We start from the raw sequence: 24994 nt of genomic DNA on the forward strand, positions 1-24994 counted from the left end.
TCCCCGTTTGCTTTACAGCTGCAAAGACTTAGGACGGGCCGCCGCTCAGACCACGGTCATAACGTCTAGAATGACGAAGGACGGGTTGGCAGGACAGCGTGCGCCTCCGCCCTGCCGGGCATCTCACCCTTGCGGCCCCTCAAGGAGAAGATTACTCCCCGCCTTGCCTCATCCGCCATCACCCTGCATAGATCGGCCATGGCTCAGGAACCCTACCGCCCGCGCCGCTCGGTGCTTTACATTCCCGCCTCGAACGACAAGGCGCTCGCCAAGATCGCTTCGCTTGCCTGCGACGCCGTCATTATCGATCTCGAGGACGCCGTCCTGCCCGCCGACAAGAAAGCCGCGCGCGACAAGGTTGCCGGCATTCTCGCCGGGCGCGAAAAACGCTGCGAGATGGTGGTGCGCATCAATCCTTTGACCAGCGAGTGGGGCGCCGACGATCTGTTGGCCATCGCCAAGGCCGAGCCCGACGGCATTCTTCTGCCCAAGATCGGCACGCCGCGCGACATCCTCGAAGCCGGCGACCTGCTCGACGACAATTTCGCCCCGGACAGCGTGAAACTGTGGGCGATGGTCGAGACGCCCAAGGCGCTGCTCAACATCGGCGCCATCGCCGAGCTTGGCCGCGATCCAGCTTCGCGCCTCACTTGTTTCGTTGCCGGAACGAATGACCTGGTGAAGGCGACCGGCATCCTGGCGACGCCCGACCGGCGCTATCTGATGCCCTGGCTGATGCAGCTGGTGCTAGCCGCGCGGGCCGGCGGCCTCGACGTGATCGACGGTGTCGCCAATGATTTTCGCGACCTCGACGCCCTGGCGCGCGAATGCGCCGACGGGGCGGCCATGGGTTTCGACGGCAAGTCGCTGATCCATCCCGCCCAGATCGAGCCGGCGAACCTGGCCTTCTCGCCGTCGCCCGAGGCGCTGGCCAGGGCCCGCGCGATCAGGGATGCGTTCGCGCGGCCCGAAAATGCCGGCAAGGGCGTGATCGGGTTGGATGGCCGCATGGTCGAGCGGCTGCATCTGGCGGAAGCCGAGAAACTTCTGGCGAAGGCGATAATCATCGGCGCATGATGCGCCGATATTCAAGACAGGCTCGAAAAATGAAACTCTACCGCTTTCTGTCCGGCCCGGACGATTCAACCTTCTGCCACAAGGTGACGGCGGCGCTGAACAAGGGCTGGCACCTGTTCGGCTCGCCGACCTACGCCTATGACAAGAAGACCAAGTCGATGCGCTGCGGCCAGGCCGTGGTGAAGGACGTCGAGGGCCAGGACTACGGCCCGGACACCAAGCTCAGCGACTGGTAGAAAGGGCGGCAACCCCCACTTCGTCATTCTAGGGCGGAGCAGGAGCGAAGCTCCGTCGCGAAGACCCTAGAATCCATGCCGTTACCTGAGCCGAAAGGCGCAGCGGGTCAGAATATAGGGGACTTTTGCGGTGTCGGGCGGCAAGCGTTCGATTCTGCACCACGGGCTTGGTGTTGACGGAACGGCATGGATCCTAGGGTCTGCGCGCGTCGCTTCGCTCCTTGCTTCGCCCTAGGATGACGAGGTGCGCGCTCAGCCCGCCGCCGCCTGCTCGGCCGCTTCCTCGATCCTCTCCATGTCGTCGTCCGACAGGCCGAAATGGTGGCCGATCTCGTGGATCAGCACATGGGTGACGATGTCGCCCATCGTCTCTTCGTTCTCGGCCCAGTAGTCGAGTATGGCGCGGCGGTAGAGCGTGATGCGGTTCGGACCTTCGCCGGTCTGCGGGTTCCAGCGCTCGGCGATGCCGCGTCCCTCGAACAGGCCGAGCAGGTCGAAGGGCGTTTCCAGCGACAGGTCGTCCATGATCTCGTCGGTCGGGAAATCGGCGATCTGGATGATGATCTCGCCGGTGAGCTTGCGGAACTCGTCCGGCAGATGGGCATAGGCCTCCAGCGCCAGGAGCTCCATCTCGTCCATCGACGGCGAGAGCTGGTCGTGCCAGGTGCGTGTCTTATAGATGCGGGCCATGTAACGTCCTTTGATCCCGGCATATAGGCTTTCACGCCGATTGAGGCAAATGAGCCGGCTGGGCGTGCGCTTTCAGGGTAAAAGCCGAAGGAATAAATTCCTTGTGACTCCGCTTGACTCTTCCGGGCGCCTCTGGAATCTATAGGAACATAACAGGAACAATTGCTACCGGAAGTGAACGTCATGGCGATGAGCGCCGTGGCGCGGGACACTGTTTTTGCCCTGCGCCGCCAGATCGCGAAGATCGAGGGAACGCTGCCCGAGCGCCTGCAGGCGCCGATGGCTGGCGCGCCTGGAGCAATTCCAGGAGAAGCGCGAAGCGGTCTTCCGTCCGGAATTGCGGAAAAGCTGAACCGCCCTGGCGATGCCACCGGACCGGATATGACGCGGGACAGGACGATCGTCCGGCGTGGCCTCGCCGTGGCCTCGGCGGACGCCTTCCTGCGCACCGGCATCGGTCGCCTCGCCGTGGCCTCGGCGGACGCCTTCCTGCGCACCGGCATCGGTCGCCTCGACACTGCCCTCGGCGGCGGCCTGCCCAAGGCGGCGCTGAGCGAAATCCACGGCCTGGAGACCCGCGATGCCGGCGCTGTCGCCGGCTTCGCGCTGTCGCTCGTAAGCCTGGTTCTCAGGGAGAAGCAGGGTCTGCCGATCCTCTGGGTCGGCACGGCGGAAATCTTCCATGAGGCCGGCTTTCCCTATGCCAGGGGCCTTCACGCCCTGTTCGGCATCGAGCCCGGGCAATTGCTGTTTTCCGAGGCGCCAAAACTGCTCGATGCGCTGTGGATCGCCGAGGAGGCCGCCCGCATGACGGCCTTCGCCGCGGTCATCCTCGAGATCCGCGGCAGTCCGCGGCGGCTCGACCTCACCGCCACGCGCCGGCTGCATGCGCGGGCCCAAAATGCCGGCCGTCCGCTGCTTTTGCTGCGCCAGGCCGGCGAGGCCGACCCCACCGCCGCCCCGGTGCGCCTCATCGTCTCGGCGGCGCCCGCGGCAAGCCGCGAGACGGTCGCCGGGCCGCTCGCCGGCTCGATCGGCCGCCCCGCCTTCAAAGTCGATATCGGCAAGAGCCGTACGGCCCTGCCCGGACAATTCACACTGGAGTGGAACCCAAATGAGCACGCTTTTGCAGAAAGAGCAGAGAATTCTGTCGCTGTGGTTCCCGCATCTGGCCGCGGAGCGGATCCTGCGCCAGCGTCTGGGGCGGTCCTGGCGTTCCCGTCCGTCGCATCATTTGCCGCTGGTGGTCAGCCATCGCGACAACAACACCCAGCGCATCGCGGCCCTCGACGAGCGGGCTGAGGCGCTGAAGCTGAAGCGCGGCATGGGCATTGCCGATGCCCGCGCCATGCACCCGACGATCGACGTGGTGGAGGCCGACGCGGAGGCTGACCGCCGCCTGCTCGAAGGCCTTGCCGACTGGTGCGACCGCTACACGCCGCTGGTGGCGATCGACGGCGAGGACGGGCTGTTCCTCGACGTCACCGGCTGCACGCATCTGTTCGGCGGCGAGCGCGCCATGCAGGACGAGATCCTAACCCGCTTCTTCCAGCAGGGCTTCGATGTCCGCGCCGGGCTGGCTTCGACGCCGGGCGCCGCCTGGGCGGCGGCGCGCTTCCATGGCGACCGCATCGTGGCCGGCGGCGAGGAAGAAGCGCTTTTGGCGCCGTTGCCCTTGTCGGCGCTGCGCATCGCGCCGCAGACCCGCGCCAGCCTGGAAAGTGTGGGCCTGCGCACCGCCGGCGCGGTGATGGCCGCACCCCGCGCGCCGCTCGCCCGCCGCTTCGGCGCCACCTTGCTTTTGCGCCTCGACCAGGCGCTCGGCCGCCTCGACGAGGCCGTGTCACCGCGCCTTCCCGTCGCGCCGCTCTCGGTCGAGCGCCATCTTGCCGAGCCGGTCGTGCTCACCGACGATATCGAGCGGCTGGTGAGCCGGCTGGCGATCGCCTTGAAGACCGACCTCGAACGCCGCGGCGAGGGCGCGCGCACGCTGGCGCTGCTTCTCTTCCGCGTCGACGGCGCCGTCAATCGCATCGCCGTCGGCACCTCGCGCCCGATGCGCGAGCCGCGGCTGATCCAAAGACTGTTCCATGAGCGGCTCACCGCGCTGGAGCAGAGCATCGACGCCGGCTTCGGCTTCGACCTCGTGCGGCTGTCCGTGTTGTCGGTCGCGGCCTTCGACTTGGCTCAGGGCGACCTCACCGGCGATACGGACGACGATGACGCCGACATCGCGCTCTTTGCCGACCGCGTCCGCGCCCGTCTCGGCGAGGCCGCCGTGCTGAAGCCGGTGGTCGTCGAAAGCCATCTGCCGGAACGCGCCGTCAAAACCGTGCCTTTCGCCGAAGCGCCGCAAAGGCGCGCCCCGGCGGCCGGACGGGCGGCGCTGCCCCGAACAACGCCGCCGATGACCATCTATCCGCCGGAGCGGCCGGTGCGCCTGTTCCGCTCGCCCGAGCCGATCGAGGTGCCGGCGACCGAGATCCCGGAGGGACCGCCGATGAATTTCCGCTGGCGGCGCGCGCTCTACCGTGTCGCCCGCGCCGAGGGGCCGGAGCGTATCGCCGCCGAATGGTGGCGGCAGCTGCCCGGCGAGGAAGAGGCGCCGACCCGCGATTATTACCGCATCGAGGACAGCGAGGGACGCCGCTACTGGCTCTACCGCCAGGGCCTCTACAGCAGCGCCGCGCAGGCCGCGCCGCCGCGCTGGTTCATGCATGGGGTGTTCGCATGAACGCGCTGACCGTCATTCCCTATGCCGAGTTCGGCATAAGTTCGAATTTCTCCTTCCTGCGCGGCGCTTCCAAGCCGGAGGAGCTGGTCGTCACGGCGAAATTCTACGGTTTTTCGTCGATCGGGCTTGCCGACCGCAACACGGTCGCCGGCGTCGTGCGCGCCTGGCAGCAGGCCAGGGTGGAGAAGATGGCCTATCACCCCGGCTGCCGCCTGGTTTTCGGCGACGGCACGCCGGATATCCTCGCCTATCCCCGCGACCGCCGGGGCTGGGGACATCTCTGCCGCATGCTGACCCAGGCCAATCTGCGCGACGAGAACGAGAAGGGCGCGACGCTGCTCCAGTTGAGCGACCTGCTCGAATGGGGCGATCGGATGTCGCTGGCGATCCTGCCCGATCTGTCGGCAGGCGCGGAAGACAATCTGGCATTCATTAGCCGGCTTAAGGATCGCTTTGGCGCGGCGCTCCGGCTGGCCGTGGCGCCGGATTATGCCGGCAACGATCGTTTCCGCATCGAGCAGGCTTCCGCCGTGGCCGAACACGCGCGCGTCCCGCTGATGGCGACCAACGACGTGCTCTATCACGCCGCCGACCGCCGCCCGCTGCAGGACGTGCTGACCGCGATCCGCCTCAACACGCCGGTTTCCGAGGTCGGGCTGGAGCTGACCGCTAATGCCGAGCGCCACCTGAAGCCGCCGCTGGAGATGGCGCGGCTTTTCCGCCGCCACCCGCGGGCGCTGGCCGAGACGCTGCGCTTCGCCGACGAGCTCACCTTCTCGCTCAGCGACCTCGAATACAATTATCCGGACGAGCCGACCGAATCCGGGCTTGGACCGCAGGCCGAGCTCGAACGCCTGGCGCGGGAAGGCGCGGCCGTTCGCTATCCGGCCGGCATTCCCCAAGATGTGCTGAAACGCATCGACAGCGAGCTCGCTTTGATCGAGCGCCTGAACTATGCCCGCTATTTCCTCACCGTCCATGACATCGTCAAATTCGCCCGCAGCCAGGACATCCTCTGCCAGGGCCGCGGCTCGGCCGCCAATTCGATCATCTGCTTCTGCATCGGCATCACCGAGGTCGGACCCGAGCGCATCGACACCTTGTTCGAACGCTTCATCTCGGAGGAGCGCAACGAGCCGCCCGATATCGACGTCGATTTCGAGCATGAGCGGCGCGAGGAGGTCATTCAGTACATCTATACGAAATACAGCGCCAAGCGCACCGCCTTGGCTGCCGCCGTCATCAGCTATCGCGGCCGCTCGGCCCTGCGCGAGGTGGCCAAGGCCATGGGCCTGTCGGAGGATGTCCGCAGCGCGCTGTCCAGCACCATCTGGGGCTGGTCGACCTCCGAGCTCGGCGAAAGGGAAGCCAATGCCGGCGGCCTCGACCGCACCGATCCGCTGTCCAGGCAGGTGCTGGAACGCGCCAACGAGATCATGGGCTTTCCCCGCCATCTTTCCCAGCATGTTGGCGGCTTCGTCATCACCCGCGACCGGCTCGACGAGGTCGTGCCCATCGTCAAGACGGCGATGGAGGAGCGCAAGATGGTCGAGTGGGACAAGGACGATCTCGACGCGGTGAAGATCCTCAAGGTGGACGTGCTGGCGCTCGGCATGCTGACCTGCCTGAAGCGCGCCTTCACCTTGCTCACCGATCATTATCCGCGGGCCCGGGATCCGTTCGGACAGCCTTATGTGCTCGCCACCCTTCCCGAAGAGGACAGGCGCGTCTACGCCATGATCCAAAGAGCCGATACGCTCGGCGTCTTCCAGATCGAGTCGCGCGCGCAGATGTCGATGCTGCCGCGCCTCAGGCCGGCAAATTTCTACGACCTCGTCATCGAGGTGGCGATCGTGCGCCCCGGCCCGATCCAGGGCGACATGGTGCATCCCTATCTGCGCCGGCGGCAGGGCAAGGAGAAGGCCGAATACCCCAAGCCTGAGTTGGAAGAGATTCTCGGCAAGACGCTTGGCGTGCCTTTGTTCCAGGAGCAGGCAATGAAGATCGCCATCGTCGCCGGCGGCTTCAAGCCGGGTGAGGCCGACGAGTTGCGCCGCGCCATGGCGACCTTCAAACGCACCGGCACGATAGGAAACTATGAAACGCGAATGGTCGAAGGGATGGTCAACAAGGGCTATCCCAGAGAGTTCGCCGAGCGCTGCTTCAAGCAGATCGAAGGCTTCGGCGAATACGGCTTTCCCGAAAGCCATGCCGCCTCCTTCGCGCTGCTGGTCTATGCCTCCTGCTGGTTCAAGACCTTTTATCCCGACGTGTTCTGCGCCGCCATCCTCAACGCGCAACCGATGGGTTTCTATCAGCCGGCGCAGCTTGTGCGCGATGCGCGCGACCATGGCGTCGAGGTGCGCGAGGTCGACATCAACCATTCCGTCTGGGACTGCACGCTGGAGGCCACCGCCTTCGATCCGTCCCGCATCCTCGAGCGCCACGCCTCGATGCGCGGCGTCATCGAGACGGCGCATGCCGTCCGCCTCGGCTTCCGCCAGATCAAGGGCCTGTCCGAGGAGCGCATGGATATAGTCGTTGCCCGCCGCGGCGACGGCTATCGTTCAGTCAGGGACGTCTGGCTGCGCTCGGGCCTCGATGTCGGCGAGATCGAGAGACTGGCGCAGGCCGATGCGTTCCGTTCGATCGGCCTCGACCGCCGCGCAGCACTCTGGGAAGTCCGCGCCCTTGACGGCAAGAGCGCCGCCGAGAAACTGCCGCTTTTCGACCAGCCCTCGCTCAGCCTGCGTGAGCTGGAGCCGGAAACGAAACTGCCGAAAATGCCGCTCGGCGAGCATGTCGTGCACGACTACCGCTCGCTCGGCCTGTCGCTGAAGGAGCATCCCGTCGCCTTCCTGCGCGAAAGGCTGGATCGCGCCGGCGTCACCCCCAACGCCCGCCTGCCGTCGGTGCGCGACGGCCGCCGCGTTTCCGTCGCCGGGCTGGTGCTTGTGCGCCAGCGTCCGGGCAAGGGCAATGCGATCTTCCTCACGCTGGAAGACGAGAAGTCGATCGCCAACGTCATCATCTGGCCACGCGTCTTCGACCGCTTCCGCCCGGTGGTCATGGGCGCGCGCTTCATCCGCGTCACCGGCAAGCTGCAGCATGAATCGGACGTCATCCACATCGTCGCCGACCGGATCGAGGATCTGACCTCCTGGCTGAGCGTGTTGCTGGAGTCCGCCAACCGCCCGGTCATCGAGCATAATCCCGCCGAACGGCCGGTTGGAGCCGCCGCAAATCGTGGCCTGCCGGTCCGCCAGGATATCGCCACGCTGTCGGACACGGCACGCCAGGTCATGCCGAAGGGGCGCAATTTTCAGTAGCAGCGATATGTCACGACGCAGGCCCCCGGCGCCGGCGGGACAGCGCCCCCCTCTGGCCTGCCGGCCATCTCCCCCACAAGGGGGGAGATCGGATGTCACGCCGGCCTTCGCCAATTTCCGACTTTGCAGGAATGGTGCCGCGGCCGAATCTGCCAATCTCCCCCCTTGTGGGGGAGATGTCCGGCAGGACAGAGGGGGGCGCGAAGGATCGCCAACCTATGTCATGGGACTTTGAGGCCCTCCGGCTCACGACGGCCCGCCGAGCCGCGGCGGCGGCGCCAGCATGTCCTCGGCCGAGATCGTGCGCGCCTCCGAAGGCAGCATGATCGGGATACCGTCGCGCACCGGATAGGCGAGCTTCGCCACGCGCGAGACCAGCTCGCTGCGCTCGGGGTCCCAGGTCAGCGGCCCCTTGGTCAGCGGGCAGGCGAGCAGCTCCAGCAGCTTCGGGTCGACCGTGGCTTTTCGTCCGTCCCGTCCGTCCGCCATGAACTCATCCCTGTGCCGGCAAGCTATTGTAGACTCGAGCCAAATTCATCATCCTCGCGCGCCAGCGTCATTTCGGTGATGGCGATCAGCGTCTCGGCGCGCGTCTTCAGGTCCGGCGCTTCCAGCAGCGCCTGCTTCTCGGCCGGTCCATAAGGCGCCATCATCGACAGCGCGTTGACCAGCATGCCGTTTTCGGCGCGGCTGACGCTTTCCCAGTCGGCCTCGAGGTCGTTGGCCTGCAGATAGGCGCGAAACGCCTTGAGCAGCGCCGGCCGGTCGACCTCGGCGCCGGCTGGGTCTTCCTCGAGATCGGCGAGAAACGGCGCGATCTTGCACTGCCGGAACGGCGCCTTTGCCGTGAGCTCCTGCACGATGCGAAACCGGCATACGCCCTGCAGCGAGATCAAATAGCGCCCGTCGCCGGTCTCGGCGAGCGAGATGATGCGCCCGGCGCAACCGACGCTGCACAGTTCCGGCTCGCCGTCGTCGCGCAATGCGCCGTCGAGGCTGGGCTGGATCATGCCGATCAGCCGCGAGCCGGCCATCGCCAGGTCGATCATCTGCAGATAGCGCGGCTCGAAGACGTTGAGCGGCATGCGGCCGCCCGGCAGAAGCAGCGCCCCGGCGAGAGGGAACACCGGGATTGCCGACGGCAGATCCTTGGCAAGCCGGTAGAGTGCGTTACCGACGCGCACCGCGACCCTCCCAAAGCAACGCCGGCAAGCGCATCAAGCTGCAATCTCCTCTCGCACAGGCAAATTCGTCTCTATCGGCATCCGGCCCCGCCCTTATCTGGCGCTGACGTCCCGCTGCGCAAGCCTGCCGGCCGCGACAGCCGGCAAAAAATCACGGCAATTCCGGGAAAAATGCCTGGCGGTCAGCTTCGGCGACTTCGCCGTAGCCTCCCGTCCGGAATTGCGCAAAACCAAACTTAAAGCGGTTCGGCGATTCTGTGAAACGCCGAACCGCTCCAGAGCATGATGCCGAAAAGTGTGGAGCGGTTTCGGACGACATCATGCTCTATCTCTTTGATTTAGAGCCGGATGATTTCAGGTCGGTTCGACCTGAAATCATCCGGCTCTAGGAGAACAGCAGCGACGAGAGCTTGCGGCGTGCCGCGAGCGTCGCCTCGTCGGTCATTCCCCAGGCCTCGAACAGCTTCAACAGCTGCGCCCTGGCGCCGTCGTCGTTCCAGGTCCGGTCGGCCTTGACGATCGCCAGCAGGTTGTCGGCGGCGGCATTGCGCTCGCCGCGCGCGTTCTGGAGCATCGCCAGGTCGAAGCGCGCCTGATGGTCGGCCGGGTCGGCGGCGAGCCGGCGCTCGAGCTCGGCCGGATTGCCAAGCGCGGCCGCTTCCGCGGCAAGCGTCATCTTGGCACGCAGCGCCGCCAGCGCCGGCGCGTCCTTCTTGTCCTCGGGCGCCCGCGCCAGAACGGCTTCGGCGCCTTCCGCGTCCCCGGCATCGAACAGGATCTCACCCAGGCCCGCGACCGCCTCGATCGTCTCCGGCGCCTGCTCGAGGATCGCATCGTAGATGTCGGCCGCGGTCTGGACGTCGCCGGCCGTACGCGCCTCGGCCGCCGCGGCAAGCGCGTCGGCGATCTGCGGCGCGCCGCCGCCCTTGCCGCCGACCTTCTCGATGAACTGGGCGACCTGGCTTTCCGGGACCGCGCCCATGAAGCCGTCGACGGGCTGGCCGTCCTTGAAGGCGATGACCGCGGGAATCGATTGGATGCCGAGCTGGCCGGCGATCGAGGGGTGATCGTCGATGTTCATCTTGACCAGCTTGACCTTGCCGCCGGCGGCCTGCACCGCCTTTTCGAGCTGCGGCGTCAGCTGCTTGCAGGGCCCGCACCACGGCGCCCAGAAGTCGACCAGCACCGGCTGGCGGCGCGATTCCTGGATGACGTCGGCGGCAAAGGCTGCTGTTGTCGTGTCCTTGATCAGGTCGGCCGCCGCCGGCGCGTCACCCAGCGAAACCTTGGCGCGGTCGCCGCCGCCATACTGCACCGTCTGGGCGTACTGGCCGCCATTGCCGCCGAACGCGCCGCTATACGGATTGTCGTCACTCATATTCTCGCCCTTTCGGTCGCGCTCCCGGCGTCGGCGCCCGGCGCGTCATTGTCGGATTTCAAAGACCGCCTTCCATGTGGCGATCAGCCCCCGAGTTTCAAGGTAACGGGACTTTCAAGGTCATGAGACTTTCAGGATAACAGGATCGTGGCCGGTTGCCTCGACGAATCTGATCAGGTCGGCGGCGGCGATCGAGGTCGTCGCCTCATTGGTCAGCGGGTGGCCGTTGACGACGTCATGGCTCATCAACGCCTGGTCGAGCACGATCTTGACCTTCCCTTCCGTGTCGTTGATCAGGCCGAAAACGGTGACCGCGCCGGGGATGACGCCGAGCAGCTCCATCAGCATTTCCGGCTTGCCGAAGGACACCCGGCTGGCGGCGCCGATCAGGTGGTGGATCTGTTTCAGGTCGACCACGGCGTCCTCGCCGACGGTGACGAGGAAATAATTGTCCTTCTTGTCCTTGAGGAACAGGTTCTTGGTGTGGCCGCCGGCGATTTCGCCGCGCAGGCCTTGCGAATCGGCGACCGTGAACAGCGGCGGGTGCCGCACCGTCGTGACGGCAATGCCGAGATCGGCAAGAAATTCGTTGAGCTCGGCTTCGGTCTTCGGCATCGGTCCTCGCGCGGTCGAACAGGGTTCATGCCGTTTACGGCCAACGATGCCCTCGGGGCAAGGCTGCCGCGACGATTCCAGGCAACGCGAACGGCGGCTTTGCCCGGGACTCGCGACCGGCCCGGTTTTGGACACGCTTCGATGCTTTCGAAGCGAACTTCGCCGCGCGAGGGCTTCCCGCCAAAAGACCGTCATTTCCCTGTTGCAATCGCCGCGCTCTTCGGCCATATAGGCCCGGCTTGCGGCCCAAGGCCGCGCGAGCGGGTGTAGCTCAGGGGTAGAGCACAACCTTGCCAAGGTTGGGGTCGAGCGTTCGAATCGCTTCACCCGCTCCAGTTTCCTCAAGGAAATCAAGCGCAATGAAAAAGGGCCGGATCGATCCGGCCCTTTTCATTTTGCCGCTGACATACGCTGCTGGACGCTCATGGCCGCCGCCTGGCCGCCGCTTGCGCGGATCATTTCACGATTGCCCCCCGCACCGGAGGTACGCTAACAACGGCGAGGCAGCCCTTTGGCGGGGGCGCCTGTCGCGTAACGCAGGCACGCGTGCCGCAATATGTCGCCTGAACAGGCTCCATAACCATGGCTTTCCCTCTCTCATTAACGGTTGCTCCTCGCGCCGCGATTGTCGATCCGGTCGCCGCGGAGGCGTCCGCCGCGCAGGTGCCGCGTGTACCAGCCTGATTGCCGGCAGGCCGATCTGGAGCCGCTCAGCGGGCTGGCGGAGGCGCTCTCGCCTCTATTGCAGGGTTTTGCTCGGGCTCCCTCCGGATCCGGGCCCGCCGAAGCGATTCATGGCTTGTTCGCACGTTTCAAGCGCCGTTTCGCCGAGCCGGCGGGGCACTGGGCGCAGAATAACCTTGCGACGCACCGGACCGTGGTCGAGACCATTTTCTATCCTTTCGGCGGCCCGGACCTGCTGTTCCCCCTTCACCTTTTCCCGCAGGCTCGAGAATATATCCTGGTTGGCGCCGAACCATGCGGTCCCTGGCCGCCCGCGCAGAGACCGGACGACTTCGCGTTGGCCGGCATAGTGGACATCTTGCGGCACTATCTCGACTGCTCCTATTTCGTCACCAAGGATCTGCAATCGCAGCTGACGAGCAGCAGCATAGGGGGCGTCCTGCCGCTCCTGATCGCGCAGATCGCCCATGCCGGACAGCCGCTGCACCGGATCGATCCCGTCGAAGGCACGGGGATCCATATCCTGTTCGGTGACCGGGCGGCGCCAACCCGCCTCACTTATTTCCAGCAGGACCTTCGCGACGAACACTGGGCGCGGGAGAGTCCGCTCAGCCGTCATCTTGGGGCCACGCGCCGCTTGGCGACGTTTGTGAAGAGCGCGAGCTATCTCCTGCACGAACCGACCTTCGAGCGGCTTCGCTGTCTTCTGCGGGAACGGACCGATGTTCTGGTGCAGGATCCAAGCGGCATCCCTTACCGCCTGTTGCGCGACTGGGGATGGCATATCGAGCTGCATGGGCGCTTTGTCGCCGATATTCCGGTGTTCGCGAAATATGATCAGTCGGAGCTGGCAGCGGCCTATGGCGACAGGGGCGACCGTCCAGTCCTGCCCTTCGGGATCGGCTATCTCAACGACGCCGCAAGGGCCGGCCTTATCGTCGCCGTGCCCCCGTGCCGCTTATAGGAGCCGGCATGCGGCTCCTGATGACCCAACGCGAGCTTGTCGACTTCCACGGGTCGGAGATGGTCACCGTCGAGGTCGCCCGCGAAATGGCCGAGCGCGGCCACGAAATCACGGTTTTCAGCCCTCGTCTCGGCGGTGTCGCCAAACTGCTCTGGCCAAGCGGCGTGCGTGTGGTATCCCGCCTGGACGATGTGCCGTGGACCCCGGACCTGATCCACGCCCACCATCATCTGCCGGCCATGGCAGCCATGGCGCGCTTCGAAACAACGCCCGCCGTCTACTATTGCCACGGCGCCATACCATGGGTGGAGCAGCCGCCCATGCACCGGCGCATCCACTGCTACGTGATGATGTGCGAATGGATGGTGCGACGCGCCATCGCCGAGTTCGATCTCGATCCCGGGCGTGTTTCCTGCGTGCCGAACTTTGTCAACACGACGCGCTTCTCCGAGGTGCGCGCGCCGCCTCGGGAGATGCGCCGGGCGCTGCTCTTCCAGAGCAGTGGCCTGCCCGCGATCGAGCTTTCGCAACTGGAATCCGGTTGTGCCGCGCTCGGTCTCCAACTCGACAAGATCGGCGCGGCCTATGGCAACAGCCAACCCCGGCCGGAAATGCTGCTGCAGCAATATGATCTCGTCTTCGCCAGCGGCAAATCCGCGCTGGAAGCAATGGCGACCGGTTGCGCGGTGATGACGCTAGCGCCGACCCAGGCCGGTGGACTGGTGACCTTGGAGAACTTCGACCGCGGCTCCTTCTTGAATTTCGGACCCCGCTACTACAGCGGCGCGACGCCGATCAACGAGGCATGGCTGCGCCGGGAGCTTGCTCTCTATTCGCCGCAGGACGCGGCCCAGGTGACGGCAAAGGTGCGGCGCGAACGAACCCTCCAGATTGCGGTCGACGGGCTGGAAGGCCTTTATCGAAAAGCGTTGGAATCCGGTGTGCCGGAGCCGGCAGCGGGTCCGTTCGCGGCCTATCTCGAACGCCTGGCGAGCGAGGTTGACGCGATGTGGCTGGAGAGAGAAAGCTTGCCGGCGCTGCGCGGGCGCATCGCCTATCTGGAAAGGAAGCTCGCGCGGAGATGGTCGTCTCGTCTCAAGAAAATCATCAAATCCATCTCGCGCAAACGTGGGCATGAATAGGGCAGCGCGTCTTGGCCCCGCGCATGGCCCGAAAAAGTTCTCGACTGAACCGATCGCCGGGGCGCCTTCCGTCACGGACTTCCCGCAAAAGAGATCAAGCAGATGGATGCGATATTTCTCCTGGGCAGGTAGCGTTCGCCATCCCAAAAATATCGGCGACCCATCAGACTTGGGTCGCATGCCGAAGGGACTGTAGAGCCTCTTTTGCCGGGCGCCCGACAACTATATGTTGAGTGAAAGTGCCGGAATTAATCCGGCCGGGCAGTCTCGCGGGGACCATTCCCGCAAGTCGTAACGTTGGGGCATAGCTAAACAAAACGGCCATGAGGTTCACAGCCTTACAGGATCCATGCGGCCAATGGATGGTGTACGATCTGCGGGCCGGTTGCCCGGCGCAGATACCGGACATGGTGCTGCTCGGTCTCACGCGCGAGCAAGCGGAGGAGTTCGCCGGCCAGGCGAATGAGCTCCTCTCGACGCCGCAGCCGGCCACACTTTCTCGATATTTCAGCCTTTTATCGATATTTTACTGGCCCATGCGGGAACAATCCGATTCTACTCCGAGTTCTTTGCGTGTCGTGGAAGCGCGCAGCGGTTGCGGGGCAAACACATCGCCAAAACCAAGACTTAGGGTGGTTCAGCGGTCCCCCGTGAAACGGCGAAACGCTCTAGCTGCGCCGGAACAAGGAGCGCCAATGAGGTTCGCAGCGATGCAGGATCCGTGCGACGACTGGCTTGTGTGTGATCTGGCTTTCGACATCCCGGCGGAGATGGACGGCCGGCCGCTGATCGGGCTGACGCGCGGCGAAGCCGAGCGGCTTGCCGACCTGGCCAATGCCGGGCTTGGCGGGCAGGCTGCCAGTTCGCCGGTCCCGTTCGCCAGCGTCGCCTGAAGACCCCGGTCCCGCGCATCGGCGATTCAGTGCCTGTTCACATCGGATAACGTTTGCGTTCCACCCTCGTTTCAACGCCGGGGCGGCTTCTATATGTCTGTTTTGGGCCGAGAAACGCCGGCGGTGAATGGCCTGCACCGCGACACGACGCGACCGGACGGCCCGTTTCGGAAAAAGCGGTTTCACCGCTTCCTCCATCACGAGGAGATGTCATCATGCGTTCATTCATCCCAAAACTCATCGCGGCCGCCTCGATCTTCGCGGCCATACCGCTTTCCAGCGCCTATGCCGTGCACCGCCACCATAGAGCGGCGGTCGACACCACAACCACTGCGTCGGTGCCGGTGGATCCGGAGGCGAGAGCCGCGACGGAGCAGCTGCTTGGCGTCAAGCAAGGTATCCGCGACGCCAGCAAGCTCGGCAAGATCTCCGAGGACAAGGCCCGCGATCTGATGCAGCAAGCCGATAGCATCCAGCCCACCGGAGGCCGTTCGGCGATCGGGCAGATCAACGAGCTGGATCAGCGGCTTCGGGATGCCACCGGCCAGGGAATCTATATCGGCGACGGCTCGGACGGCGGCTATTATCCGAACGGCTGACGAACATGCGCCCTGCATGAAGCGGTGCGATCCGGCCGGCTCGCTTTGGGCCGGGTCGCACGAAAACAAGAGCCCCACCGGTTGCAATCGTCGATCGCTAGGCTACGCCAGTCGCGCCCTGGTAGTCCTCGGTGTCGCCAAGAGCAGGCTGGTCTCGCTTCCCGTTATGCCGGGGATCAGCCTTATGCGCCGCAGCACGGCGTCGAAATCCGTCAGCGTGGCGGTGCCGAGCTCGACCACCAGGTCCCAGCGGCCGTTTGTGGTGTGGATGGTCGAGACCTCGGCGAGGCCGCCAAGCGCCCTGACGACGCGGTCGGCGGCGTGGCCCTCGATCTCGATCGTCATCACGCCGCGTATCCTCTGATCGACCGCGTCGGCGCGCAGCACCACCGTGTAGCCGATGATCTCGCCGGACTTTTCCAGCCGTTCCATGCGCGACCTGACCGTTGCGCGCGACACGCCGAGATCGATGGCGAGGTCGGATACGCTGCGCCGCGCATCGTGCCTCAGCAGCGTCACCAGCTTCTCGTCGAGAGCGTCCATGGCTTTCCATTTCGATCAAATCATCTGATCAATATGATAGATCAATCTTCTCGAAATGCCAATTTTCGCTGTTCAAACCGCCAGCGGCTGATGGTTCACTCCCTCGATCAATCGCAAGGTGAGAAAAAATGCGCTGCAGGATCGTCGGCGCGCCGGTGCAGGACGGCGCGGGCAGGATGGGATGCGAGATGGGGCCGAGCGCGCTGCGCACGGCGGGGCTTGTCTCGGTGCTGGCCGAGCTCGGCCACGAGGTCGAGGACTGGGGCGCGGTCGAGAAGGTCATGGCGCGGCCCGTGGTGCACGGCAATCTGGCCCTGAAGGCGCTGCCGGAGATCTCCGCCTGGACGGCGGCGATCGCCGAGACCGCCTACGCCGCTTCCAGGGACGCCATGCCGATCTTCCTCGGCGGCGACCATTCGATCTCCGCCGGCACAGTGTCCGGCGTGGCGCGCCGCGCGGCCGAGCGCGGCCGGCCGCTCTTCGTGCTGTGGCTCGACGCGCATCCCGATTTCCACACGCTCGACACCACCACCAGCGGCAATCTGCACGGCGTGCCGCTCGCCTATGCCAGCGGCCAGGCCGGTTTTCAGGGCTATTTCCCGGATCTGCCGCAAGCGGTCGACCCGGCCCGCATCTGCGCCATCGGCCTGCGCAGCGTCGACCCGGCCGAGCGCCGCGCGCTTACGCAAGCCGGCGTCACCGTGCACGACATGCGCGCCATCGACGAGCACGGCATCGCGCCCTTGCTGCGCGCCTTCCTGGCCCGCGTCGAGAAGGAGAACGGGCTCTTGCATGTCAGCCTCGACGTCGATTTCCTCGACCCCTCGATCGCGCCCGCCGTCGGCACCACGGTGCCCGGCGGCGCCACGTTCCGCGAGGCGCATCTGGTGATGGAGATGCTGTCCGACTCAGGCCTGGTTTCGAGCCTCGACCTGGTCGAGCTCAACCCCTTCCTCGACGAGCGCGGCCGCACCGCGACCCTGATGGTCGACCTCACGGCCAGCCTGATGGGCCGCCGCATCATGGACCGCCCGACCCGCAGCCACTCCGGAAGCCTCTGATCATGACCCAGCCTTCGCGCCTTGCCATCGTCCCCTTCGTCAGCGTCGACCGCATGATGAAGCTGGTGTTCGCCATCGGCGTCGAGCGTTTCCTGACCGAGCTCGCCGCCTATATCGAGGAGGATTTCCGCCGCTGGGAGCTGTTCGACAAGACTCCGCGCATCGCCTCGCACAGCCATGACGGCGTCATCGAGCTGATGCCGACCAGCGACGGCAAGATGTACGGCTTCAAATACGTCAACGGCCATCCGAAGAACATGCGCGAGGGCCGCCAGACGGTCACCGCCTTCGGCGTGCTCGCCGATGTCGGCTCCGGCTATCCGATGCTGTTGACCGAGATGACCATCCTGACGGCGCTGCGCACCGCCGCCACCTCCGCCGTCGCGGCCAAATATCTGGCGCCCAAGGGCAGCCGAGCCATGGCCATCATCGGCAACGGCGCCCAGTCGGAGTTCCAGGCCATCGCCTTCAAGGCACTGCTCGGCATCGACCGGCTGCGGCTCTACGACATCGACCGTTCGGCTTCCGAAAAATGCGCCCGCAACCTCGCCGGCAAAGGCTTCGACATCACCATCTGCGCGACCGGGCAGGATGCCGTGGAAGGCGTCGACATCATCACCACGGTGACCGCCGACAAACAGTATGCCACCATCCTCACCGACAACATGGTCGGCGCCGGCGTTCACATCAATGCCGTCGGCGGCGACTGCCCCGGCAAGACCGAGCTGCACCGCGACATACTGTTGCGCTCCGACATCTTCGTCGAGTTCCCGCCGCAGACCCGCATCGAGGGCGAGATCCAGCAGCTCGACGCCGATCATCCGGTGACCGAGCTGTGGCAGGTGATGACCGGGAAGGCTGAGGGCCGCAAATCGGACAAGCAGATCACGCTGTTCGATTCCGTCGGCTTCGCCACGGAAGATTTTTCCGCGCTGCGCTACGTCCGCGACCAGCTCCAGGCCACCGGCCTCTATGAGGAGCTCGACCTGCTCGCCGACCCCGACGAGCCGCGCGACCTATTCGGCATGCTGCTCAGGGCGGCGATGCAGCCGGCTGCGTGAAGTCTGTCAGCAAGTCGGTTTCAAAGGGCGGGGCAATCGCATAGTGCGCTCCCCCTCTCCGTCTCGGCTTCGCCGATCCACCTCTCCCCGGCCTCTGGCGGGGGAGAGGAACCCAAGCTTTTCAAGGCCGCGCCGTCAGCGGTCGGCCTTTCCTCGCCCCCACAAAGTGGGGGAGAGGTGGATCGGCGCGCAGCGCCGAGACGGAGCGGGGGCCAGCGCCAGCGTCGGCGATTGCCGGCACCTACCCCCGCGCCGCGCAGCTTTCCCGCTCCACCAGCACCGGCGCCAGCACCTCGCGCCTTGACGGTGCCGCCGGATCGCCGAGCCGTTCCAGCAGCAGGCTCACCGCCCGCGTGCCGATCTTTTCCACCGGCTGCGCGATCGTCGTCAGCGGCGGCCAGGTGGTGACGGCATAGGGAATATCGTCGAAGCCGACCATCGACATGTCGTCGGGAACCCGCAATCCGCGCGAGCGCAGCACGGTCAGCGCGCCCATCGCCATCAAATCGTTGCAGGCAAACAGCGCCGTGATGTCCGGCGCCCGCGCCATCAGCTGCTCCATCGCCAGCCGGCCGCCGGCGAAATGATAGTCGGAATCGACGATCGAGGACGGCGGCAGATCGACCCCTGCTTCGCCGAGCGCGCGGACAAAGCCGCGCAGGCGGGCTGGGCTGGAGCTGGAATCGCGCGGCCCGCCGATGACGCCGATCTTCCGGTGGCCGAGTCCGGCCAGGTATCTGCCGGCGAGATAGCCGCCATGGTCGTGGTCGACCAGCACGGAATCGACATTGACCGACTGGATCTCGCGGTCGAGCAGCACCGCCGGCACGCTGGGCAGGAGGCGCGCGAAGACCCGCGCATGGTCGGACGAGCCGGCGAAGATCAGCCCGTCGATCTGCTTGGCCATCAGCACCGAAAGATAGCGCTCCTCCTTCTCGGCATTGCCGTCGGAGTTGCACAGGATCACCGTGTAGCCGGAGACGAAGCCCGCGTCCTCGATCTGCCGGGCGACGCTGGCGAAGAACGGATTGGAATTGTCTGGAAGCAGCAGGCCGATGGTCTTGGTCTCGCCGCGCCGCAGACTGCGCGCCACCGAGTTCGGGCTGTAGCGCAGCGCCGCGATCGCGGCGCGCACGCGCTCTGCCGTTTCCGGCTCGACATGGCGCGTATGGTTCATCACATGCGAGACGGTGGCGACGGATACCCCCGCATGGCGCGCGACATCGGCGATCGTCGTCATGGCCCGTTCCCCTTAGGCCGTGATGGCGTTTCGTTGAATCGCCATCACGGCCTAGCTCTTTGTTGGAGCATGATCTTTCTCCGAAAACCGGTTCCCACTTTTCGGGATCATGCTCTAGCGGATTCTCCGCAACAGCCTCTCCCGATACGCGTCTAGGATGACCGCGAGCACGATGACAAGGCCGATTACGATGGGTTTGAAATTGTCGCCGACGCCGAGCAGCTGCAATCCGGTGGAGAGCACCTGCAGGATGCAGGCGCCGACCAGCGTGCCGATGATCGAGCCCTTGCCGCCGCTGAGGCTGGTTCCGCCGATGATGACGGCGGCAATCGCGTTGAGCTCGTAGCCGATGCCGGCGATCGGGCTGCCGATGTTGAGGCGCAACAGATAGACCATGGCCGCGATGCCGGCGGTGAGCCCGCTGATGGTGAAGGCGGCGACCTTGTAGAAATCCGGATTGTGGCCCGACAGCCGCACCGCCTCGTCATTGGTGCCGACGGCGAAGATCATGCGGCCGAAGACGGTGAAGCGCAGCACGAACCAGCCGGCCGCGATCACCAGCACCGCGACCAGGAAGATCGACGGCAGGAAGCCGCCGATGATGAGGTTGCCGAAATCGACGAAACTCTGCGGCAGGCCGGTGATGGTGGAATTGTCGCTGACGACGCGGGCGGCGCCCGCGGCCATGTTGAGCATGCCTAGCGTGACGATGAAGGAGGGGATCTTCCAGCGCGTCGAGATCCAGCCGTTGAGGAAGCCGCACACCGCGCCCGTCGCCATGCAGGCCAGAAGCGCCAGCGTGATTGCCGCGGCAGGCGACAGGCTCTCGTCTATCATCACGGTGGCGCCGACGACCGTGCACAGCGCCAGCACCGAGCCGACCGAAAGGTCGATGCCGCCGGTGAGGATGACGAAGGTCATGCCGGCCGCCAGCACCGTGTTGATGGCGATCTGCACGAAGATCTTCAGCGCGTTGCCGGAGGTGGCGAAATAAGGCGCGGTCGCCGAGAAGAACAGCGTGATCAGCACCAGCGCCAGGAGCACGCCGGCGTCGCGCACCAGGAAGCGCAGGAATTTTGCCCGCGCGGGAGAAACCGGCGCCGCCACGACTATCTCGGACGTCTCGCTCATGGTCGCACATATTCCTGATAGGCGAGCGACAGGATGCGCTCCTGGTCGAATTCGGATCGCGGCACTTCGCCGACGATCCTGTTCTTGGAAAAGACGACGATGCGGTGGCACATGCCCATCAATTCAGGCAGGTCGGACGACACCATGATGATGCCCTTCTGCTGCGCCGCCAGCATCCACAGCAGCTGGTAGATCTCGCGCCGCGCGCCGATGTCGACGCCACGCGTCGGCTCGTCGAGGATCAGCGTCGAGGTGCCGCGGAACAGCCACTTGGCCAGGACCACCTTCTGCTGGTTGCCGCCGGAAAGGTTGCGCACCGCCTGCTCGATCGAGCTTGCCTTGACGCGCAGCTGGCCGACCAAATCGTTTGCTGCCGCGCTCTCCGCCCGGCGGTTGAGCAGGCCGTTGCGCGAGACCCGGCCCAGATCGGTGATGGTGATGTTCTTGTCGACGGCCATGTCGAGCAGCAGGCCCTGGCCCTTGCGGTCCTCGGTGAGCAGGCTCAGGCCATGCCGCACGGCGTCCTTCGGCGCGGCGATCGCCACCGGCTTGCCGTCGATCTCGACGACACCGTCGAGCTTGGGATCGGCGCCGAACAAGGCGCGCATGGCTTCGGTGCGGCCGCTGCCGACCAGGCCGGCGACGCCGAGGATCTCGCCATGGCGCACGGCGAAGGAGATGTCCGGGGTGGAAGCGTCGCGCTTCAGATTGGCGACGCTGAGCGCGACCTTGCCCGGCACAATCGAAGCGTCGAAACCATATTCGTCGGCGATGTCGCGGCCGATCATCATGCGCACAAGGTCGGGCACGGTGAGGCCCTCGAGATCGCGCGTCGCGACCAGCCTGCCGTTGCGCAGCACCGTCACCCGGTCGCCGATCTCGAACACCTCGTGCAGCCGGTGCGAGATGTAGATGATGGTGACGCCCTTGGCCTTGAGCCGCTTGATGATGGAAAACAGCCGCTCGATCTCGGGCGGCGTCAACGTCGCGGTCGGCTCGTCCAGCACCAAGAGCTTCGAGTCGTAGCTCAGCGCCTTGGCGATCTCGACCAGCTGCATCTGCGCGACGCCCAGCGCCTCGACGCGTATGCGCGGATCGATGTCGAGCCCGACTTCCTTGAGCAGCGCCACGGCGCGGCTGTTGAGCGCCTTGCGGTCGACGATGCCGAAGGCGCGGCGCGGCAGGCTTTCCAGCATCAAATTCTCGGCGATGCTGAGATAGGGCAAAAGGTTCAGTTCCTGGTGCACGATGCGGATGCCGCTCCGCTGCGCGTCATGCGGCGTCTTCGGCTGGTAGGGCTGGTCGTTGAAGGCGATCTTGCCGGAGTCCGGCTGGTAGATGCCGGCCAGAAGCTTGATCAGCGTCGACTTGCCGGCGCCGTTCTCGCCCAGGATGATATGGGTCTCGCCGCGCGCGATCGACAGCGACACGTCGCTCAGTGCGACGGCGCCGGGAAATATCTTTCCGACCCCTTCAAGGGAGAGAATCGTATCCATGGGCGGCAGAATCCTAAACCGTGCCCGTCGGCGGCGATAGCGGCGCGGGCGCTCCGTCACCGCCGCCGGGATTGCCGGCTGCGGTGACGAGAGAGACGAAGCGTGGCGCCGGAGCCGGCGCCCCGGCTCGCCTCATGCGGTGATCAGCTTGACGTCCGTCTTGACCCAGCCGGAGAATTTCTCGCCGGCAAGCTCGCGCAGGCCGTAGTCGATGCCCAGCGCCGCCATCTTCGCGCCGTACTGCTCGACGGTGGCGAGCATCTTGCCATCCTTCAGCAGCGGGCCGACGGCCGGGATGTTGTCGAAGCCGACGACCTTGATCTGGCCGGACTTGCCGGCCGCGTCGATCGCCTTGACGACGCCGAGCGCCATCGAGTCGTTGGCCGCCATCACCCCCTGGATGTCGGGATGCTGGGTGAGGAAATTGGTCATCAGCGTGTTGGCTTCCTCGGTTTCCCAATGCGCGGTCTTGGAGTCGAGCAGCTTCAGCTTGTACGCCTTCACCGAATCGTCGAAGCCGAGCTTGCGCTGCTTGGCGTTGTCGGCCTCCGGGTTGCCCTCGAGGATGACGACCTTGCCGCCCTTGCCCAGCGCCTTGCCGAGCGCGTCGCCGGCGAGCTTGGCGCCGGCGCGGTTGTCCGGGCCGAAGAAGGCGAGGTCGATGCCGGCCTTCTTCTTGGCCTCGGTGTCGAGCGCGACGTCGATGTTGATGACCTTGATGCCGGCCTTCAGCGCCTTGGCGATCGGCGTGACCATGGCCTTCGAATCGGCCGGCGCCACGACGATGATGTTGTAGTTCTGGGTGATGAAGTTCTCGATGGCGTCGACCTGCGCGGCGAAGTCGCGCTCGTCCTTCATGCCGACGGCGGCGAAATCGAACTTGTCCTTGTTCTTCGCCGCATAGTCCTCGGCGCCCGCCTGCATCTGCTTGAAGAACTCGTTGGCTAAAGACTTCATGACCAGGCCGACCTTCGGCTTGTCGGCGGCAAAAACCGGGCCGAGCGGCAGAGCCATCGCGCCGGCGGCCAAGGCGCTGGTCTTCAGGAACTGGCGGCGCGAGAACGGGCCTAGCCCGTGCATGTTCGAAATCTTGCTCATTAGTCTCCTCCACTTGATTGAGCCGTAATCGGTTACGTAACCGATTACGGGACAAGGTAAGGCGCGAATTTGGCGAGTGTCAATATCGTGATTGCAGGCTGCCGCCGATGCCGAAGCTGCCAATCTCCCCCTTGCGGAACCCTTTCGAGGGAGATGTCCGCCGGGACAGGCAGAGGGGTCGCACAGAAATTTTGACCGGTTGGCCATGCGTGCGTTGGGAGGCGGCATGCCTTGGAGATGGGCCGAAACACCATCGCGATCGTCATCCACGGGCGGAGCAAGGAGCGAAGCGACGCGCGCAGACCCGAGGATCCATGCCGTGACTTGGAAGCGCCGCGGCGGTCCAGAATTCTGCACCGTTGCACACTTCGGTCGATGCAACGGCATGGATTCTAGGGTCTGCGCCGCGTCGCTACGCTCCTTGCTCCGCCCTAGAATGACGAGGTTCGGGAGCCTTCATCTCATCGCCAGCGTTTGCGCTGACACCCCAACAGACGTTCATAACTTTGCCCGCCGACAAGCCTGCTATCTTTCAAAATCACTGTATTGAGGAACCAGCAACCCGAGGACGTACTCAGCTTGATCGGCTGAGACGTTGGCGGGACAGCACTCCCCTCTGGCCTGCCGGCCATCTCCCCCGCAAGGGGGGAGATTACGCGCTTCGTTGTTTTCGCCAATCATCATCGCCAGCACGTTTCCCGCCGAGCCCTCACCGCCAGCCTAGCGCCGGCGCGACATGCTTCAGGATCGACTCGATGACATGGGCGTTGTAGTCGACGCCGAGTTGGTTGGGCACGGTGAGCAGCAGCGTGTCGGCCTCGGCGATCGCCTCGTCCTCCTTCAACTGCTCGATGAGCACGTCCGGTTCGGCGGCATAGGTGCGACCGAACACGGCGCGCTTCTCCGGCTCGATATAACCAAAGTGGTCCTCACCCTCGCTGCCGCCGAAATAGGCGCGGTCCATGTCGTTGACCAAGGCAAAAATGCTGCGGCTGACGGAGACGCGCGGCTCTCGCGTATGGCCGGCCTCCTTCCAGGCGGCGCGGTAAGCCCTTATCTGCTTGGCTTGCTGAACATGCAGCGGCTCGCCCGTCTCATCGAATTTCAGCGTCGAGCTTTGCAGATTCATGCCGAGCTTGGCCGCCCACACCGCGGTGGCGTCGGTGGCCGCGCCCCACCAGATGCGCTCGCGCAGGCCCGCCGAGAACGGCTCCAGCCTGAGCAGGCCGGGCGGATTGGGGAACATCGGCCGCGGATTGGGCTGGGCGAAGCCTTCGCCGCGCAACAGGTCGAAGAAGATCTCCGAATGCCGGCGCGCCATGTCGGCGTCGCTCTTGCCCTCTTCCGGCACGTAGCCGAAATGGCGCCAGCCATCGATCACCTGCTCGGGCGAGCCGCGGCTGATCCCCAGCTGCAGGCGCCCGCCGGCGATGAGATCGGCAGCACCCGCATCCTCGGCCATGTAGAGCGGATTCTCGTAGCGCATGTCGATGACGGCGGTGCCGAGCTCGATACGCTTGGTCCTGGCGCCAGCCGCCGCCAGTAGCGGGAAGGGCGAGGCGAGCTGCCGCGCGAAATGGTGGACGCGGTAATAGGCACCGTCGGCGCCGAGCTCCTCGGCCGCGACCGCGAGGTCGATCGACTGCAGCAGCGCGTCGGCGCCCGAGCGCGTGCCCGATTGCGGCGAGGGCGACCAATGCCCGAACGACAGAAATCCGATCTTCTTCATGGTTCCATTCCTGCTGGAGCGGCCCATCGACCGCTTGAACTCCTTGTTGCTCCAGCAAATAGCCAGGGCAGTGCCGCGATACAACGGACACCGAACGGATACAGACCGTC

The 24994-nt window shown here is 65.4% G+C and carries 22 protein-coding genes and 1 tRNA gene; 12 read left to right on the forward strand and 11 right to left on the reverse strand.

Annotation, left to right across the window (positions count from 1 at the left end; translation table 11 throughout):
• Window positions 1-198: 198 nt before the first annotated feature.
• Window positions 199-1077 (forward strand): CoA ester lyase, encoded by an 879-nt coding sequence (locus FJ956_RS27125; RefSeq protein ID WP_140683086.1) that lies wholly within the window; start codon window positions 199-201, stop codon window positions 1075-1077.
• Between the two features lie 29 nt (window positions 1078-1106).
• Entirely contained in the window at window positions 1107-1313 is a 207-nt protein-coding gene (locus tag FJ956_RS27130; RefSeq protein ID WP_140647198.1) for a DUF1737 domain-containing protein, read from the forward strand.
• A 252-nt stretch (window positions 1314-1565) separates the two neighbouring features.
• Here FJ956_RS27130 and FJ956_RS27135 read toward each other — a convergent pair whose 3' ends face one another.
• The gene (locus FJ956_RS27135; protein WP_140683089.1) at window positions 1566-2003 is read right to left on the reverse strand and encodes a metallopeptidase family protein; all 438 of its coding nucleotides are present in this window, start codon (window positions 2001-2003) and stop codon (window positions 1566-1568) included.
• Between the two features lie 183 nt (window positions 2004-2186).
• Here FJ956_RS27135 and FJ956_RS27140 point away from each other — a divergent pair, with 183 nt between their 5' ends.
• The 3 genes from FJ956_RS27140 to FJ956_RS27150 are packed head-to-tail and all read left to right on the forward strand — an operon-like array spanning window position 2187 to window position 8066.
• Window positions 2187-3305, forward strand: a complete 1119-nt coding sequence (locus tag FJ956_RS27140; protein ID WP_140683092.1) for a hypothetical protein — start codon at window positions 2187-2189, stop codon at window positions 3303-3305.
• Window positions 3247-4737, forward strand: a complete 1491-nt coding sequence (locus FJ956_RS27145) for a DUF6504 family protein (RefSeq protein WP_140683198.1) — start codon at window positions 3247-3249, stop codon at window positions 4735-4737. The genes FJ956_RS27140 and FJ956_RS27145 overlap by 59 nt, the downstream gene beginning before the upstream one ends.
• A complete protein-coding gene (locus tag FJ956_RS27150) occupies window positions 4734-8066 on the forward strand; it encodes an error-prone DNA polymerase (RefSeq protein WP_140683095.1) in 3333 nt (1110 codons plus the stop codon). The genes FJ956_RS27145 and FJ956_RS27150 overlap by 4 nt, the downstream gene beginning before the upstream one ends.
• 246 nt (window positions 8067-8312) lie before the next feature.
• On the opposite strand, the gene FJ956_RS27160 is transcribed toward FJ956_RS27150, so the two are convergent.
• The 4 genes from FJ956_RS27160 to FJ956_RS27175 form a co-directional block, all read right to left on the reverse strand.
• Window positions 8313-8555, reverse strand: a complete 243-nt coding sequence (locus FJ956_RS27160) for a Trm112 family protein (RefSeq protein ID WP_140683097.1) — start codon at window positions 8553-8555, stop codon at window positions 8313-8315.
• Between the two features lie 23 nt (window positions 8556-8578).
• Window positions 8579-9250 (reverse strand): LON peptidase substrate-binding domain-containing protein, encoded by a 672-nt coding sequence (locus tag FJ956_RS27165; protein WP_140683100.1) that lies wholly within the window; start codon window positions 9248-9250, stop codon window positions 8579-8581.
• 385 nt (window positions 9251-9635) lie between these two features.
• On the reverse strand, window positions 9636-10628 hold the full coding sequence (gene trxA / locus FJ956_RS27170) for a thioredoxin (protein ID WP_140683103.1): 993 nt from the start codon (window positions 10626-10628) through the stop codon (window positions 9636-9638).
• A gap of 120 nt (window positions 10629-10748) precedes the next feature.
• The gene (locus FJ956_RS27175; protein WP_140683106.1) at window positions 10749-11243 is read right to left on the reverse strand and encodes a prolyl-tRNA synthetase associated domain-containing protein; all 495 of its coding nucleotides are present in this window, start codon (window positions 11241-11243) and stop codon (window positions 10749-10751) included.
• 260 nt (window positions 11244-11503) lie between these two features.
• On the opposite strand from FJ956_RS27175, the gene FJ956_RS27180 reads away from it, so the two are divergent.
• The 5 genes from FJ956_RS27180 (at window position 11504) to FJ956_RS27200 (ending at window position 15525) form a co-directional block, all read left to right on the forward strand.
• A tRNA-Gly gene (locus FJ956_RS27180) sits at window positions 11504-11578 on the forward strand.
• A gap of 335 nt (window positions 11579-11913) precedes the next feature.
• On the forward strand, window positions 11914-12891 hold the full coding sequence (locus FJ956_RS27185; protein ID WP_140683109.1) for a hypothetical protein: 978 nt from the start codon (window positions 11914-11916) through the stop codon (window positions 12889-12891).
• An 8-nt stretch (window positions 12892-12899) separates the two neighbouring features.
• Window positions 12900-14033 (forward strand): glycosyltransferase family 4 protein, encoded by a 1134-nt coding sequence (locus tag FJ956_RS27190; protein WP_140683112.1) that lies wholly within the window; start codon window positions 12900-12902, stop codon window positions 14031-14033.
• Window positions 14034-14728: 695 nt separating this feature from the next.
• A complete protein-coding gene (locus FJ956_RS27195; protein ID WP_140683115.1) occupies window positions 14729-14926 on the forward strand; it encodes a hypothetical protein in 198 nt (65 codons plus the stop codon).
• Between the two features lie 215 nt (window positions 14927-15141).
• The gene (locus tag FJ956_RS27200; protein ID WP_140683118.1) at window positions 15142-15525 is read left to right on the forward strand and encodes a hypothetical protein; all 384 of its coding nucleotides are present in this window, start codon (window positions 15142-15144) and stop codon (window positions 15523-15525) included.
• A 102-nt stretch (window positions 15526-15627) separates the two neighbouring features.
• Here FJ956_RS27200 and FJ956_RS27205 read toward each other — a convergent pair whose 3' ends face one another.
• Entirely contained in the window at window positions 15628-16068 is a 441-nt protein-coding gene (locus FJ956_RS27205) for an Lrp/AsnC family transcriptional regulator (protein ID WP_140683121.1), read from the reverse strand.
• Window positions 16069-16196: 128 nt separating this feature from the next.
• Between FJ956_RS27205 and rocF the strand changes: the two genes are divergently transcribed.
• The gene (gene rocF, locus FJ956_RS27210) at window positions 16197-17129 is read left to right on the forward strand and encodes an arginase (protein WP_140683124.1); all 933 of its coding nucleotides are present in this window, start codon (window positions 16197-16199) and stop codon (window positions 17127-17129) included.
• Window positions 17130-17131: 2 nt separating this feature from the next.
• A complete protein-coding gene (locus FJ956_RS27215) occupies window positions 17132-18190 on the forward strand; it encodes an ornithine cyclodeaminase (protein ID WP_140683127.1) in 1059 nt (352 codons plus the stop codon).
• A 241-nt stretch (window positions 18191-18431) separates the two neighbouring features.
• Here FJ956_RS27215 and FJ956_RS27220 read toward each other — a convergent pair whose 3' ends face one another.
• From FJ956_RS27220 to FJ956_RS27240, 5 genes are all read right to left on the reverse strand, one after another.
• Window positions 18432-19430, reverse strand: coding sequence for a substrate-binding domain-containing protein (locus FJ956_RS27220; RefSeq protein WP_140683129.1), 999 nt, complete (start codon window positions 19428-19430; stop codon window positions 18432-18434).
• Between the two features lie 114 nt (window positions 19431-19544).
• Entirely contained in the window at window positions 19545-20561 is a 1017-nt protein-coding gene (locus tag FJ956_RS27225) for an ABC transporter permease (protein WP_140683132.1), read from the reverse strand.
• On the reverse strand, window positions 20558-22057 hold the full coding sequence (locus FJ956_RS27230) for a sugar ABC transporter ATP-binding protein (RefSeq protein ID WP_246672208.1): 1500 nt from the start codon (window positions 22055-22057) through the stop codon (window positions 20558-20560). The genes FJ956_RS27225 and FJ956_RS27230 overlap by 4 nt, the downstream gene beginning before the upstream one ends.
• Before the next feature lie 132 nt (window positions 22058-22189).
• Complete coding sequence (locus tag FJ956_RS27235) at window positions 22190-23155, reverse strand: substrate-binding domain-containing protein (protein WP_140683135.1); 966 nt, start codon at window positions 23153-23155, stop codon at window positions 22190-22192.
• Window positions 23156-23864: 709 nt separating this feature from the next.
• On the reverse strand, window positions 23865-24884 hold the full coding sequence (locus FJ956_RS27240; RefSeq protein WP_140683138.1) for an LLM class flavin-dependent oxidoreductase: 1020 nt from the start codon (window positions 24882-24884) through the stop codon (window positions 23865-23867).
• Window positions 24885-24994 lie beyond the last annotated feature (110 nt).

This window comes from Mesorhizobium sp. B2-4-3, from assembly GCF_006442815.1.
GTDB lineage: Bacteria > Pseudomonadota > Alphaproteobacteria > Rhizobiales > Rhizobiaceae > Mesorhizobium.

What these genes read in the sequence shown, in the direction of transcription:
- FJ956_RS27125 (WP_140683086.1), top strand. Translation starts at nt 199, where the DNA reads ATGGCTCAGGAACCCTACCGCCCGCGCCGCTCGGTGCTTTACATTCCC.
- FJ956_RS27130 (WP_140647198.1), top strand. Translation starts at nt 1,107, where the DNA reads ATGAAACTCTACCGCTTTCTGTCCGGCCCGGACGATTCAACCTTCTGC.
- FJ956_RS27135 (WP_140683089.1), bottom strand. Translation starts at nt 2,003, where the DNA reads ATGGCCCGCATCTATAAGACACGCACCTGGCACGACCAGCTCTCGCCG.
- FJ956_RS27140 (WP_140683092.1), top strand. Translation starts at nt 2,187, where the DNA reads ATGGCGATGAGCGCCGTGGCGCGGGACACTGTTTTTGCCCTGCGCCGC.
- FJ956_RS27150 (WP_140683095.1), top strand. Translation starts at nt 4,734, where the DNA reads ATGAACGCGCTGACCGTCATTCCCTATGCCGAGTTCGGCATAAGTTCG.
- FJ956_RS27160 (WP_140683097.1), bottom strand. Translation starts at nt 8,555, where the DNA reads ATGGCGGACGGACGGGACGGACGAAAAGCCACGGTCGACCCGAAGCTG.
- trxA (WP_140683103.1), bottom strand. Translation starts at nt 10,628, where the DNA reads ATGAGTGACGACAATCCGTATAGCGGCGCGTTCGGCGGCAATGGCGGC.
- FJ956_RS27175 (WP_140683106.1), bottom strand. Translation starts at nt 11,243, where the DNA reads ATGCCGAAGACCGAAGCCGAGCTCAACGAATTTCTTGCCGATCTCGGC.
- FJ956_RS27190 (WP_140683112.1), top strand. Translation starts at nt 12,900, where the DNA reads ATGCGGCTCCTGATGACCCAACGCGAGCTTGTCGACTTCCACGGGTCG.
- FJ956_RS27195 (WP_140683115.1), top strand. Translation starts at nt 14,729, where the DNA reads ATGAGGTTCGCAGCGATGCAGGATCCGTGCGACGACTGGCTTGTGTGT.
- FJ956_RS27200 (WP_140683118.1), top strand. Translation starts at nt 15,142, where the DNA reads ATGCGTTCATTCATCCCAAAACTCATCGCGGCCGCCTCGATCTTCGCG.
- FJ956_RS27205 (WP_140683121.1), bottom strand. Translation starts at nt 16,068, where the DNA reads ATGGACGCTCTCGACGAGAAGCTGGTGACGCTGCTGAGGCACGATGCG.
- rocF (WP_140683124.1), top strand. Translation starts at nt 16,197, where the DNA reads ATGCGCTGCAGGATCGTCGGCGCGCCGGTGCAGGACGGCGCGGGCAGG.
- FJ956_RS27215 (WP_140683127.1), top strand. Translation starts at nt 17,132, where the DNA reads ATGACCCAGCCTTCGCGCCTTGCCATCGTCCCCTTCGTCAGCGTCGAC.
- FJ956_RS27220 (WP_140683129.1), bottom strand. Translation starts at nt 19,430, where the DNA reads ATGACGACGATCGCCGATGTCGCGCGCCATGCGGGGGTATCCGTCGCC.
- FJ956_RS27225 (WP_140683132.1), bottom strand. Translation starts at nt 20,561, where the DNA reads ATGAGCGAGACGTCCGAGATAGTCGTGGCGGCGCCGGTTTCTCCCGCG.
- FJ956_RS27230 (WP_246672208.1), bottom strand. Translation starts at nt 22,057, where the DNA reads ATGGATACGATTCTCTCCCTTGAAGGGGTCGGAAAGATATTTCCCGGC.
- FJ956_RS27235 (WP_140683135.1), bottom strand. Translation starts at nt 23,155, where the DNA reads ATGAGCAAGATTTCGAACATGCACGGGCTAGGCCCGTTCTCGCGCCGC.
- FJ956_RS27240 (WP_140683138.1), bottom strand. Translation starts at nt 24,884, where the DNA reads ATGAAGAAGATCGGATTTCTGTCGTTCGGGCATTGGTCGCCCTCGCCG.